The sequence below is a fragment of the Microvirga sp. HBU67558 genome (assembly GCF_018069605.1).
GTDB classification, from domain to species: Bacteria; Pseudomonadota; Alphaproteobacteria; order Rhizobiales; family Beijerinckiaceae; genus Microvirga; species Microvirga terrae.
This window is the reverse complement of sequence record NZ_JAGPUP010000436.1, coordinates 1-12785: the sequence shown is the minus strand read 5'-3', so window position 1 is coordinate 12785 and position 12785 is coordinate 1. Positions and strand designations below refer to the sequence as shown.

At 63.2% G+C, this 12785-nt stretch carries 13 protein-coding genes; 12 read left to right on the top strand and 1 reads right to left on the bottom strand.

Annotated elements, in window-relative coordinates; all coding sequences use genetic code 11:
• The 12 genes from KBI52_RS04795 to KBI52_RS04740 all read left to right on the top strand — a co-directional run.
• Nucleotides 1-243: hypothetical protein (locus KBI52_RS04795; RefSeq protein WP_210805744.1), on the top strand; the 243-nt coding region annotated here is incomplete at its 5' end.
• Between the two features lie 331 nt (nucleotides 244-574).
• The gene (locus tag KBI52_RS04790) at nucleotides 575-1729 is read left to right on the top strand and encodes a glutathione-independent formaldehyde dehydrogenase (protein ID WP_210805742.1); all 1155 of its coding nucleotides are present in this window, start codon (nucleotides 575-577) and stop codon (nucleotides 1727-1729) included.
• Nucleotides 1635-2135 (top strand): zinc ribbon domain-containing protein, encoded by a 501-nt coding sequence (locus KBI52_RS04785; RefSeq protein WP_371823111.1) that lies wholly within the window; start codon nucleotides 1635-1637, stop codon nucleotides 2133-2135. Before KBI52_RS04790 ends, KBI52_RS04785 begins: the two co-directional genes overlap by 95 nt.
• 20 nt (nucleotides 2136-2155) lie before the next feature.
• Nucleotides 2156-2341 carry a LuxR C-terminal-related transcriptional regulator gene (locus KBI52_RS04780; RefSeq protein ID WP_210805738.1) on the top strand — a complete coding sequence of 62 codons (186 nt, stop codon included), beginning with the start codon at nucleotides 2156-2158 and terminating at the stop codon, nucleotides 2339-2341.
• Nucleotides 2342-2604: 263 nt separating this feature from the next.
• Nucleotides 2605-3780, top strand: a complete 1176-nt coding sequence (locus tag KBI52_RS04775; protein ID WP_173947302.1) for a zinc-dependent alcohol dehydrogenase — start codon at nucleotides 2605-2607, stop codon at nucleotides 3778-3780.
• 18 nt (nucleotides 3781-3798) lie between these two features.
• Nucleotides 3799-4398, top strand: a complete 600-nt coding sequence (locus tag KBI52_RS04770) for a hypothetical protein (RefSeq protein WP_173947303.1) — start codon at nucleotides 3799-3801, stop codon at nucleotides 4396-4398.
• 92 nt (nucleotides 4399-4490) lie between these two features.
• Nucleotides 4491-5651 (top strand): SMP-30/gluconolactonase/LRE family protein, encoded by a 1161-nt coding sequence (locus KBI52_RS04765; RefSeq protein WP_247654186.1) that lies wholly within the window; start codon nucleotides 4491-4493, stop codon nucleotides 5649-5651.
• Between the two features lie 30 nt (nucleotides 5652-5681).
• Nucleotides 5682-6833, top strand: coding sequence for a potassium channel family protein (locus KBI52_RS04760; RefSeq protein ID WP_210805734.1), 1152 nt, complete (start codon nucleotides 5682-5684; stop codon nucleotides 6831-6833).
• A 26-nt stretch (nucleotides 6834-6859) separates the two neighbouring features.
• Nucleotides 6860-7090: a hypothetical protein gene (locus KBI52_RS04755; RefSeq protein WP_210805732.1), complete on the top strand. Its 231-nt coding sequence runs from the start codon at nucleotides 6860-6862 to the stop codon at nucleotides 7088-7090.
• Between the two features lie 212 nt (nucleotides 7091-7302).
• Nucleotides 7303-7503: a type II toxin-antitoxin system ParD family antitoxin gene (locus KBI52_RS04750; RefSeq protein WP_173947307.1), complete on the top strand. Its 201-nt coding sequence runs from the start codon at nucleotides 7303-7305 to the stop codon at nucleotides 7501-7503.
• Nucleotides 7493-10153: a PAS domain S-box protein gene (locus tag KBI52_RS04745; RefSeq protein ID WP_210805730.1), complete on the top strand. Its 2661-nt coding sequence runs from the start codon at nucleotides 7493-7495 to the stop codon at nucleotides 10151-10153. The genes KBI52_RS04750 and KBI52_RS04745 overlap by 11 nt, the downstream gene beginning before the upstream one ends.
• 37 nt (nucleotides 10154-10190) lie before the next feature.
• Nucleotides 10191-11129 (top strand): sensor domain-containing diguanylate cyclase, encoded by a 939-nt coding sequence (locus KBI52_RS04740; RefSeq protein WP_210805728.1) that lies wholly within the window; start codon nucleotides 10191-10193, stop codon nucleotides 11127-11129.
• A 235-nt stretch (nucleotides 11130-11364) separates the two neighbouring features.
• Here KBI52_RS04740 and KBI52_RS04735 read toward each other — a convergent pair whose 3' ends face one another.
• Nucleotides 11365-12570, bottom strand: a complete 1206-nt coding sequence (locus KBI52_RS04735) for a GAF domain-containing sensor histidine kinase (protein ID WP_210805726.1) — start codon at nucleotides 12568-12570, stop codon at nucleotides 11365-11367.
• Nucleotides 12571-12785: the final 215 nt, after the last annotated feature.

Genomic DNA, 12785 nt, shown 5'->3' with positions numbered 1-12785 from the left:
AGCCAAGCTTCCCTGCCGGCCGAGTATCGAGACGTCGCGACTTGGGAGAAGCCATTCGACGCCTATGCCTTGGCACTGGCTCTCGCGAACCTGACGGGAGATGCCGGTTCCGGCCCCGCATTGGGAGATCCTCATGCACTCTTCCAGGCGATCCCCGTTGGCCCTGCTCGGCGGCCCTCCTGGCCATGTCCGTCTTCCTCGCTCACGCTGCCGAACCCGTCGGCCTCAGCCCTCGGACGGTAGAGACCCTGTCATAAGCCCTGCTGGTCGCAACCTCTGCGGGGTTCCAGTCGCCCAGCCCAGGGCTGGATGTGCCTCAAGGGTCAGACACGCCCGAAACCTGATCATCTGTCACGAATGCACGCTCAAGATCCTGTCCTCGCTGGAGGTGGGCAAAGCGAGACAACTGCGCTGCATCAAAACAGAGCGTGATGCCCCTCAGGGATCATCCGCAGCACTTCCCCTCAGCGCGGTCGTTCATGAGCCACGAGCCCTGACGACCATCCCCGTGACGCCATCAACAAGATGACGAGCCGCGCCTATCGAGCATGCAGCTTCAGGTTGGGAGAACACGATGAGAGCAGTTGTCTATAACGGGCCGCGCGATGTTGCGGTACAGGACGTGCCCGATGCGCGGATCGAGAGGCCGACCGACGTTCTGGTGCGGATCACGAGCACCAACATCTGCGGCTCCGACCTGCACATGTATGAGGGCCGGACCGACTTCCCGCGCGGCGGCGTGTTCGGGCACGAGAACCTCGGTCAGGTGGCCGAAGTGGGCGACGCGGTCGATCGGGTGAAGGTTGGGGACTGGGTCGCCATCCCCTTCAACATCGGCTGCGGGTTCTGCAAGAACTGCGAGCGCGGCTTGAGCGCGTTCTGCCTGACCACGGCGGATCGAAGCGTCGTGCCGAACATGGCCGGCGCCGCGTACGGCTTCGCCGATATGGGACCGTATCGGGGCGGCCAAGCCGACCTTCTTCGCGTCCCCTACGGCGACTACAACTGCCTGAAGTTGCCACCGGACGCAGAGGAGCGACAAAACGACTATGTGATGCTGGCCGACATCTTCCCAACCGGTTGGCACGTCACCGAACTTGCAGGATTGCGTCCCGGCGAGTCGGTCGTCATCTACGGGGCCGGGCCGGTCGGCCTCATGGCTGCCCACTCCGCGATGATCAAGGGCGCCTGCATGGTCATGGTCGTCGACCGCCATCCCGACCGCCTGCGCCTCGCAGGCTCGATTGGGGCCTTGCCCATTGATGATTCCAAGGGCTCCCCGGTGGACCAGGTCCTTGCTTTAACGAACGGCATCGGCGCCGACCGCGGCTGCGAGTGCGTCGGCTACCAGGCCCACGACCCGGGGGGGCACGAGCACCCCAACATGATCATGAACGACTTGGTAAGGTCAGTGAAGTTCACCGGCGGCATCGGCGTGGTCGGCGTCTATGTGCCCCAGGATCCGGCTCCGCAGGACCCGCTCTACAAGCAGGGCGAGATCGTTTTCGATTACGGTCTCTTCTGGTTCAAGGGTCAGACGATCGGCACCGGCCAGTGCAACGTGAAGGCGTATAACCGGCAGCTGCGAGACCTCATCTCGACGGGTCGCGCGAAGCCGTCCTTCATCATCTCGCATGAGCTGCCGCTGGGTGAGGCACCGAACGCCTACCAGCACTTCGACGCGCGCGACGACGGCTGGACCAAGGTGGTTCTCAAGCCCGCTGCGTGACGGGCCGGGCCGGGCGGGCAGTCACGCGCTCGGCCTGTGTGCCATCTCGCCAAACGAGCTCGAACGTGAGGGCGCCATGCCGATCTACGACTACGAGTGCCAAGGGTGCGGGCCGTTCACTGCGATGCGGCCCATGGCGCGGTTCCAGGACCCATGCGCATGCCCGAAATGCGGGGCTGAAGCGTCACGAGCATCTCTCAGCGCACCAGCCATCGCCCGCATCAACTCGGGAGGTCGCATCGCCAACGAAGCAACCCAGCGGAGCGCGACTGACCTGCGGCCTTCTTCGGCGGCGCATCCAGCCGGCTGTGGCTGTTGCGTGCGCCGATTGCCGCTGCCGGGCACCCTGTCCTCGGGCGGACGGGTCTTCACGTCACATGGGCCAATCCGGTGTAGCGGGCCGTGATGGGTGCAGCGTAAGCAGGCTTGTTGGCCGGCCAGACCAACAAGGAAATTGGACGGGACATCGGCCTTGGCCCTCGGACGGTAGAGACACATCGGGCCCACGTCATGCAGCGGCTTGGCGTGCAGATCCTGTCACAAGCCGTGCTGGTCGCAACCTCGGCGGGATTCCAGTCGCCCAGCCCAGGGCCGAAGGTGCCTCAGGGGTAAGGCACGCGCGAAGCCTGACCGTCCGGCAGGAATGTCCCGTTCAAAATGCTGTCCTCATTAGAGATCGGCAGAGCGGGGGAACCACGCTCCATTCGAAACAAAGCGGGATGTCCCTCAGGGATCATCCGCAGCACTTCCCCTCGGCGCAGTCGTTCATGAGCCACGACCCCTGACGACCATCCCCGCAGAGATCTGCCCGTACTGTCACGAGTTCCGGACGCAGGACCCTCTGCATCTTCGTTGGACAAGAGGAGGAAGAAGGCATGCGAGCCCTCGTTTGGCACGGCAAGGAAGATATTCGCTGCGACACAGTCACTGACCCCGAAATCGAGCAGCCGCGCGACGCTATTATCAAGGTGACGAGTTGTGCCATCTGCGGCTCGGACCTGCATCTGTTCCATAATTTCATTCCAGCCATGCTGCCCGGCGACATCATGGGGCACGAGATGATGGGAGAGGTCGTCGAGGTCGGGCCCGAAGCGAGGGGCAAGCTCAAGAAGGGGGACCGCGTCGTTGTCCCGTTCACGATCATCTGTGGCGAGTGCGATCAGTGCAAGCGCGGCAACTTCTCCGTCTGTCAGCGGAGCAACCGCAAGAAGGATCTCGCCGACAAGGTGTTCGGCCACGCGACCGCGGGTCTGTTCGGCTATACGCATCTGACCGGCGGCTATCCTGGAGGGCAGGCCGAATATCTGCGCGTTCCCTTCGCCGATGCGACCCACATCAAGGTGCCGGATGGAATTCCGGACGAGAAGATTCTCTTCCTCGGTGACATCTTCCCGACCGGCTGGCAGGCGGCCGTCCAGTGCGACATCCAGCCGACGGACACGGTGGCGATCTGGGGCTGCGGCCCAGTCGGCCAGATGGCGATCCGCAGCGCCGTCCTTCTTGGCGCCAAGCAGGTGATCGCCATCGATCATCTGCCGGAGCGCCTGGAAATGGCGGAAGCCGGTGGCGCCATCACGATCAACTTCGATGAAGAGAGTGTAGTCGAGCGTCTGAACGAGCTCACCGGCGGCGAGGGCCCGGAAAAGTGCATCGACTGCATCGGCATGGAAGCCCATGTCTCGCCCTCCATGCCGGATACCGTCTACGACCGCGCCAAGCAGATGCTGGGAGCCGAGAGCGACCGGCCGCACGTGTTGCGCGAGATGATCTACGTCTGCCGCCCGGCCGGAGTGATTTCGATTCCCGGTGTCTATGGCGGATTGGTCGATAAGATCCCAATGGGTCAGCTGATGAACAAGGGGCTAACCCTTCGCACCGGCCAGACGCACGTCAACCGGTGGACCGATGACCTTCTGCGCCGCATCGAGGAAGGACAGATCGACCCTTCGTTTGTCATCACCCACACCGTGAGCCTCGAGGAGGGGCCCGAGATGTACAAGGTGTTCCGCGACAAGCAGGACAGCTGCATCAAGGTGGTTTTGAAGCCCTAAAGACCGGAGAGAGAAGACATGGCTTATTACATCTCGAACATTGCCCGGTCCAAGGGCGACCCGAAGGTCCTCCGCTCCGGCCCCAGCTCGCTGGGGGCCGCTGATCGCCTCGCCAAAGCGCTGGGTTGGTATAGCATCGGCCTGGGCTTAGTGGAGCTGATTGCGGCGGAGCGCATCACCCGGGCGCTTGGAATGGAGGGCAAGGAGGCCCTCGTGCGGGCCTACGGCGTCCGCGAACTCGGGCACGGCATCGTCTCGCTCTCGCCAGACAAGCAGCTGGGATTGTGGAGTCGCGTCGCCGGAGACGGGCTCGACATCGCCACCCTGATGACAGCCATGCGGCATGACAATCCGAAGCGCGACAATGTCGGAATTGCTCTTGCGGCGGTGCTGGGAGTGACGCTGCTCGACATCATTGGCGCGCAGGGGGTCACGGCCCGCCACAGCCGCCCTCGTGGCCGGCCACGTTCCTACAGAAATCGGACAGGTTTCCCGCAGGGTGTCCAGACGGCGCGAGGCGCCGCCAGGGACTTCCAGGTGCCTCCGGACATGCGGGCCGCACCACCCCTCGCCGCAGTGTCCGATCGTGCCCCGCAGGAGAGGGCACGCTCCCATTGACTTAGAGACGATACGGCTGTGTTCGAGCGGCGTTCACGCTGCGAGGGGGCGGCCGTATCCCACACGATCATTGCCACACGATGGAGGCGAGCATGCTCAGGCTCTCACCGGTGACCCTGCTTCTCGGGACACTCTTGGCCACCACATCCATGGCACAGCAGAGTGCAGCCCCATCGCAGGGTCCGGCGCAACTGCAGCAGGTCGCCAGCTTTGAACACCAAGTGACCGGAGTGACCGTTTCGAAGGATGGGCGGATCTTCGTCAACTTCCCGCGTTGGACGGAGGATGCACCGATCTCGGTGGCCGAGGTAACGCGCGACGGCCAGATCAAAGCTTACCCGGATGACGAGTGGAATTCCTGGCGCAATGCCAAGAAGAACCAGATGTCTGCCGGGGATCACTTCGTGTGCGTCCAGAGCGTCGTAGCCGATGCGCACGGCAATCTCTGGGTTGTCGATCCTGCCGCGCCAGCTACAGCACCCGTCGTGCAGGGTGGGCCCAAGCTCGTCAGGATCGACCTGAAATTGAACAAGGTTGCGCAGGTGATCCGCTTCGACGAGACGGTCGCGCCTCAGGGCAGCTACCTGAACGATGTGCGGTTTTCACCGGATGGGCGGCATGCCTACCTGACCGATGCCGGGGCCAAGGGTGCACTCGTTGTTGCGGATCTACAGAACGGCAAGGCTCGACGCGTCCTTGACGGCCACCCGAGCACCCAGCCGGAAAAGGACGTGGTGGTGAAGACCGATGGGCAGGAGTTGCGCCGGCCTGACGGGCGCGGAGTCGAATTTGCCGCCGACAGCATCGCGCTCTCTCCCGATGGTCGCACGCTTTATTGGAAAGCCCTGACCGGGCGGACACTCTATCGCGTCTCGACGGATGCCTTGGAGAACCCACGTCTGTCCGGGAAGGATCTCGAAGCTCGGGTGGAGCGTGTCGTCGAGTCCGAGCCGACGGACGGCCTTTGGATCGATGGACGGGGGCGGCTTTATCTGAGCGCGATTGAGCAGGATGCCGTGAAGCTCCGTGATGGGGATCGGATCACCACCCTTGTCCAGGACAAGCGGCTGCGCTGGCCCGATACATTCTCCGAGGGACCCGACGGAACGATCTACGTTACCAGCTCCCGCATCCAGGACATGAGCTGGTTCAAGCCCGAGAGTGGTCCGCGCCTTGAAACCCAGCTGTGGCGCATCGAGCCCGCACAGAACGGGGAGGCGACCGGGTCGACCGGGCAGCCCAAACGACCCTGACGGAGCAGTTAGGATAACAGGAGGTCTGGCATGATGGGGCGACTGGAGCAGGGCCTTGGAATACTGCTGATCCTGATCATCCTGCTCGATATCTTTCTGACTGTGCTCTACGCCCGGATCGGCACCAGCATCATTGGCTCCAGGATCGCGCGGCTGGTCTGGACTACATTCGTTAAAGGCTCGACAGTTTTCGGCTCCAGACGAGGAGCGGCTCTGTCCTTCTGCGGTCCAGTCATCCTCGTGCTGCTGGTTGGGGTATGGGCTCTCGGGCTGACGCTCGGGGCGGCGTTGATCATGCACCCGGAACTCGGCACCTCCATCCGCGCCAGCAATGGCGAAACGCCCACCGACTTCGTCACCGCGATGTATGCCGGTGGTACCAGCATGGCGATTGTCGGCGCCAGCGACTTCACTCCGCATACGAGCCCGATGCGGCTGCTCTTCCTGTTCAACTCGCTGATCGGCATGTCGGTGATGTCGCTGACGCTGACCTATCTGATGCAGGTCTATACAGCGCTTCAGCGGCGCAACGTGCTGGCCATGAATATCCATTTCCTCTCAGGGTGTACAGGCGATGCCGCCGAACTGCTGGCACGTCTCGGACCTCAGGGGCAGTTCAGTGGTGGCTACACGAACCTGTCGGAGCTCGCTGTCGAGATGACCCAAGCCAAGGAGGCACATCACTTCTACCCGGTGCTGTTCTATTTCCGCTTCAGCGACCCATACCACTCGGTGTCCCGTTCCACGCTGGTCGCATTGGACACGGTGAGCCTGATCAAGAGCGCCCTGAATGATCAAAAGGATGGCTGGCTGAAGGAGGCAGGAGCCGTCGCGCAGCTGTGGGAAGCGTCGATGATGCTGGTCACCACCTTGGAGGACACCTTTCTCCCCCATGGGGCACCGGACCGGGAGGCCGACCCGGATCAGCAGACCCGAGACCGATGGCGAGCACGTTACCGTGATGCCCTGCTTCGGCTTCAGCAGGCGGGGATCGAAATCACGGTTGACGTGCAGGCCGGGGCCGAGGCTTACATCGCCTGCCGAATGCAATGGGACCATCACATCACGAACCTTGCTCCCTCGATGGCTTACAGCATGGAGGAGATCGATACGGCAATGAGCCGTTTAGGATCGAAGGACCGCCCGCACGATCCGAGGGTCCGCCTGCATGTGGCCGAATAGCGGGAGCCGATCCGATGGAGGCGATAATGCCGCTCAGCGAGACGGCCTGCGAGATCCTCGGGTTCTTTCGTGAGACCCACCGAAAGCCCGGCGCACGCATGACAATGGCAACGCTGGATGCACACTTCGGAACAGATCCTGTTGTTGCCGTGGCCGTTTCCGAGTTGAAGCAGCTTGGATACGTGACCGTGCCGGATGCCGGGACAGTCGAATTGACGGACCTTGGCTTCGACGCAATCCATCGTAGCATCGCATGAACGTCTTCTTTCTGGCACTTCCCAGAAGTGCACCGAGGGTCAGCTCTGACGGCGAATACCGGACGCTCCTGAAGCACTCGGAACCCTATTCGGCCCCTCTGACAGGGACCGGGGAGGAACGACGCAGCGCGTGGACCAACAACATAGGTTAATGGCGAAGCCTAACGTTCGCTGCTACAGGGTAAGAACCTTTCTCACCCCACCTCCCTGCCATGCCCTCCAAATCCACGATCACCGCGTCGCTCACCCCTGAACTGACTGCCTTCATCGCCGCCAAGGTGAGGAGCGGCCGCTACCGCAGCGCCAGCGAGGTCGTGCGTGCGGCCCTGCGTTTGCTTGATGAGCGTGAGAGCGAGATCGAGACAAAGCGTAGCCGGTCCGGCAAAGAAAAGCGCGACATCCATGCTCGATAGCGGTTCCACCCTAGGCTCGGACTTCCTTGAGGGCGGGGGCGAGATGGGTGCGCTCATCCGCGTCCATGATTGGATCGGGACTCGGCTTGGACCGATCTCCGACTGGCCGCAGAGCCTGCGGACCACGGTCAGCCTCATGCTTCGCTCCCCGGTTCCCATGGTCCTGCTCTGGGGGCCGCACGGGGTCATGATCTACAACGATGCCTATACGGTCTTCGCCGCCGGGCGGCACCCGCGCGTGCTCGGCGCCGGGGTGCTGGAAGGCTGGCCGGAGGTCGCTGAATTCAATGCCAACGTCATGCGCGTGGGCTTGTCCGGCGGCACGCTGTCCTACCGCGACCAGGAACTGACGCTCCACCGCAACAGCGTTCCCGAACAGGTCTGGATGAACCTGGACTACAGCCCGGTGCTCGACGAGAGCGGGCGGCCCGGAGGTGTGCTCGCCATCGTGGTCGAGACCACCGAGCGGGTGCTGGCCGAGCAACGGACGGCCCAGGAAGGCGAGCGCCTGCGCGAGATGTTCGAGCAGGCTCCCGGCATCATGGCGATGTTCAGGGGGCCCGATCACGTTTACGAGATGGCGAATGCCGCCCATCTCGACCACATCGGGCACCGCGACCTGATCGGGAAGACCGTACGCGAGGCGCTGCCGGAACTTGCGGGACAAGGCATTGTCGAACTCCTGGATGAGGTCTACGCCACGGGAACGCCTTACGTCGGGCACCAGAGGGCGGTCAGCCTCCAGAGGCAGGCCGGCGCTCCCCGGGAAACCCGCTACGTCGACTTCGTCTTTCAGCCGATCAGGGATGCCCGAGGCCGGGTTATGGGCATCTTCGTCCAGGGGCATGACGTCACCGAGCACGTTCGCTCCCAGCTTGCCCTGCGCGAGAGCGAGGCTCATCTCACGGCGGTCTTCGCCCAGGCCGCGGCGGGCCTCGTGGAATGCGACCTCTCGGGCCGCTTCCTGCGGGTCAACGACCGGTTCTGCACAATCGTCGGGCACACGCGTGAGGAACTTCTGGGTGGCCTGCGGATGCAGGACCTCACTCATCCCGAGGATCTGCCCGCCAATCTTCGTGAATTCCAGCGGGTGCCCGAAACTGGAGAGGCGTTCGAGATCGAGAAGCGCTACCTGCGTCCAGATGGCCAAACGGTCTGGGTCAGGAATGCAGTGTCACCGGTCTACGACGATGCCGGCAGGCCGCGCACCATGGTTGCGGTGTGCATCGACTTGACTAGAAAGAAGCGGATCGACGCGGCGCGGCAAGAGAGCGAGGCCCGCCTGGCCTCCATCTTTGATCAAGCCGCCGCTGGCTTGTCCGAGGTCAGCCTCGATGGGCACTTCCTGCGCGTGAACGATGAGTTGTGCCGTCTTCTTGGCCGCTCCCGCGAGGAATTGCTTGGGCTCGGGATCCTGGACGTGACCGCTGCCGCTGACATTCCGCCGAGCCGAAGGGCCGTCGCAGAGGCCCTGGAGACGGGAGGGCCCGTGTCGCTGGACAAGCGTTACCTGCGGCCGGATGGCACCCTTGTCTGGGCCAACAGCAGCATCACGCGCCTGAGCCGGGCGGAGGGACAGTCCGAGACTCTGCTCGCGGTCACGGTCGACCTTACCGCACGCCATGAGGCTGAAGTGGCGCTGCGCGCGAGCGAGGCCCGCCTAAGACTGGCTCTGGATGCGGGGCGAATGGCTGTCTGGCAGAGCGACACCCGCACCAACACCATCACCATCTCGCCTGAACTGAACCTTCTGCTGGGCTTCCCGGCGGATGCAGCCCCGAGCACTGAGGACATCAGGTCGCGCTACGCCCCAGGAGCGCGGGAAGGCCTCCGGGCGGCTGCGGCTGCGGCGCTCGCGCGTGGGGACCGCAATGCCGAGGGCGAACTCGAGGTCATCTGGCCCGACGGCTCGCATCATTGGTTGCTCGTCCGCGCCGAGCTGGAGGTCAAGGCTGCGGCTGACGGTGCCCCGCAGATCAAGGCAACAGGGATCGCGTTCGACATCACCGAGCGCAAGCGCTGGGAGGAACACCAGCGGCTGCTGATCAACGAGCTGAACCACCGGGTGAAGAACACGCTGGCCACGGTGCAAGCCATGGCAGCCCAGAGCCTGCGGCAACTCGGGGAGGAAAGCCGGCCGAAGCTTCAATCCTTCGAGGATCGCCTGTTCGCTCTGGCACGGGCTCACGACGTGCTGACCCGCGAGAACTGGGAAGGCGCGGAAATCCGGCAGATCATCGACGAGGTGGTCGAGCCCTACGCGCGCGGGAACCCGGGGCGGTTCGGGATCGAGGGACCCCGGTTGCGCCTGAGCCCACCACAGGCGCTGACGATTGCCATGGCGGTTCACGAGCTTGCCACGAATGCCGCGAAGTACGGGGCTCTCTCGATACCGGCTGGGTCTGTCACCATCGTCTGGGCGGTGACCCTGGATAGCATGCCTCGCGTCGCCCTCCGGTGGCAGGAAAGCAATGGGCCACCCGTGGCGCCTCCGACCCGCCGCGGCTTCGGCACGCGCCTGATCGAACGGGGTCTGGCGCAGGATCTCGGTGGCAGTGTTCGTCTGTCGTATGAACCCGCAGGCATCGTGTGCACCATGCATGTGCCGCTGAATGCCGCCGACGGCAGGGCAGGAACGGATCCGTCATGAGTGGCGATTGCACCTGTCGTTCCAACCGCAGGATTCAATGACCTCCTTCTCTATCGATCGCGACGACGAAGCCCTTCGCTGCCTTGTGGAAGCTCTCACTGAAAGCGGGCAGGCCGTGTCCATCTTCGATGCCGAGGACAACCTGCGCTACGCCAACAAGACGTATTGGGGCATGTTCTTGCGCAACTATGAGGGTCCTTTCACCTTCGCCGACATCACCCGCCACGCGCACAGAAACGGACTTGGTGTGCGGATCGATGACGGGGATGTCGAGGCCTTCCTGGCCAGGACCCTGGCCCGGCGACGGTGTGTGCCTCGTAAGTCCTTCGAGACCGATCTGGTCGACGGCCGCTGGTTTTGGATTGATCATACGATCCTTCCGAACGGCTGGATCCTGTCCGTGGGGGCTGACATCACGGCCTTGAAGAACAATGAGAAGTCCTTGCGTCAAGCCCATGAGGCGGCGCTCAAAGCATCCCAGACCGATCAGCTCACAGGATTGCCAAACCACCGCCATATCCTGGGGCTGCTTGATGCAGTCCTCGCCGCCAGCGAGGCAACCGGAGCTGGGTTATGCATCGCCGTGCTCGACATTGATCACTTCAAAGTCATCAACGATACGCATGGGCACGAGGCGGGTGATGCGGTCCTCGAGCATTTTGCACGGTCCTGCCAAGCGAGGGTGCGGGCGCAGGATCACCTGGGTCGGACGGGCGGGGAGGAGTTCCTGCTGCTGCTGCCCGAGGTTCGGCTTGACCATGCCGTGCGAATTATCGAGCGCATTCGGGACGGCTTTCCTGCGGCGACGCTGAAGCACAATGGGCTCGAACTGCCTTCTACCTTCAGTGCAGGTGTGGCAGAGGCCCTGCCGGACGATGACCGCAGTTCGATCCTCCGCCGAGCGGATCGGGCCCTGTACACCGCCAAGGCCGAAGGACGGAACCGCACGAAGATCGGCTCTGCCGAAGAAGGCTGAGGAACTGGCTTCACCGCAAATTCTGTCGGCGATCTGGCACTCTCGATGGAAGGTGCGAGATGCCAACTTCGTTCAATCGGCTATGGCATGAAGGTCTGTTCGTGGCACCTCTCGGAAGTAGACCCAAAGTCTGCTCTCGCGAGGAACACCGGACGTTCCTGAAGTCAGGGGATTGGCAGAGGGTGACCCTGTGCGGACATTCCCTTGTCGCACACCCACGAGCCGGACGAGTTCCTCAGAACCCCTGGACGAGCGGCATCTTGAAAGTAAAACGTGTCTCTTCCTGATCGGAGGTCACATCGAGTGATCCACCATGAGCGCGGGCAATCTCGCAGGCAATGTAGAGGCCCAGCCCTAGTCCCTGCTGGCTCGGGCGCGCCGCCACGCGGAAGAAGGGTTGGAACAGGCGCTTCAAGGTAGCGGGGGGAATCGGCTCGCCCTGGTTGGCGACCGAGAGCTCGAAGCTACCATCCAGGGTTGCGGCACGAACCACGATGGGTTTTTCACTCGCACCGTGGGTCAGGGCGTTCGCCACCAGGTTCGACAGCAACTGCGCCATGCGAGCACGGTCGCAGCTCACAGTCTTGGTCACATTCAAATGCGTGTCGATCCGCCGCTCGGGCCAGGCTGCCCGCAGCTCATCGACGACCTGCTCCAGCACTTCTCCCAGCGGTACGTGGGCGTCCCGCTCCAGGGTAAGGCCACTTCCCAGGCGGCCATGGGCAAAGTCGAGCACATTGTCGATCAACTCGGCCATGCGTCCGACGCTGTTCTGGATCAGGCCGACGATGGTGCTCCCCTCCGGGCTCAGAGACTCTCGTCGAAGCATCTTTGCTCCGGCATCGATCGAGGCGAGCGGATTGCGCAGGTCGTGGCCCAGCACTGCGATGAACTGCTCCCGTAGCTCGGAGGTCCTGCGCTCATCCAGAAGGTCCGCCTCGCTCGTGGCCAAGTCAGCCTCACTGGCGGTCAGGCGCTCGCCGGCACTCAGATGAAAGCCGATCAGCTCGGCGAACAGCTTGAACATGCCGATGGTCTCAGGGTTGTTCAGCCGTGCCGGACGGGGATCAATGGCGCACAGAGTGCCGAAGAAGGTGCCATCCGCAAGGACAACCGGCATCGAGATGTAGCTTTGGAAGCCGTACATGGCAGGGGTGTGATGGCGACAGTAGGTCGGATCCTCGGCCACATGGTCGATGACCACCTCTGTCCCAGCCTGACGGATCTCATGGCAGATCGTGGTCTCGAGCTTCAGCTCGCCGCCGGGCCGGAGGCCGAACTGGATGTTGTCGCGCACGGCACAGGCAATCCAGCGGTCCTCGCTCACCCGAGCCACCGCCGCGAAGCCCATACCGGTGGTGCGGCAAATGACTTCCAGAATGGTTGGGACAGCCTGGATCCGGTCGATGGCGGCAAGATCCGCCTCAAAGTTGGTCGTCACTTCTCAAGGCCCCCTGTGGATGGGCACCTTACCAGAATTGGCTGGTGTGTCATGTCACGGATGCATGCCGCGGAACTCAGTTGCATTGTCCGACCTCATGCCTTCGCTTTTGGTCCCGGTCGTAGAGTGAATTGCAAGGAACGACGCCTTCTAGGGCGTGTCATCGCTTGATCCAATCGAGTGTAGCGGCAAGGCAGAGAATGCCCATGAACGAT

Excerpts from the sequence above, each read along its gene's own strand:
- KBI52_RS04790 (WP_210805742.1), top strand. The coding sequence starts at position 575 with ATGAGAGCAGTTGTCTATAACGGGCCGCGCGATGTTGCGGTACAGGAC.
- KBI52_RS04785 (WP_371823111.1), top strand. The coding sequence starts at position 1,635 with ATGAGCTGCCGCTGGGTGAGGCACCGAACGCCTACCAGCACTTCGACG.
- KBI52_RS04775 (WP_173947302.1), top strand. The coding sequence starts at position 2,605 with ATGCGAGCCCTCGTTTGGCACGGCAAGGAAGATATTCGCTGCGACACA.
- KBI52_RS04770 (WP_173947303.1), top strand. The coding sequence starts at position 3,799 with ATGGCTTATTACATCTCGAACATTGCCCGGTCCAAGGGCGACCCGAAG.
- KBI52_RS04765 (WP_247654186.1), top strand. The coding sequence starts at position 4,491 with ATGCTCAGGCTCTCACCGGTGACCCTGCTTCTCGGGACACTCTTGGCC.
- KBI52_RS04760 (WP_210805734.1), top strand. The coding sequence starts at position 5,682 with ATGATGGGGCGACTGGAGCAGGGCCTTGGAATACTGCTGATCCTGATC.
- KBI52_RS04755 (WP_210805732.1), top strand. The coding sequence starts at position 6,860 with ATGCCGCTCAGCGAGACGGCCTGCGAGATCCTCGGGTTCTTTCGTGAG.
- KBI52_RS04750 (WP_173947307.1), top strand. The coding sequence starts at position 7,303 with ATGCCCTCCAAATCCACGATCACCGCGTCGCTCACCCCTGAACTGACT.
- KBI52_RS04745 (WP_210805730.1), top strand. The coding sequence starts at position 7,493 with ATGCTCGATAGCGGTTCCACCCTAGGCTCGGACTTCCTTGAGGGCGGG.
- KBI52_RS04740 (WP_210805728.1), top strand. The coding sequence starts at position 10,191 with ATGACCTCCTTCTCTATCGATCGCGACGACGAAGCCCTTCGCTGCCTT.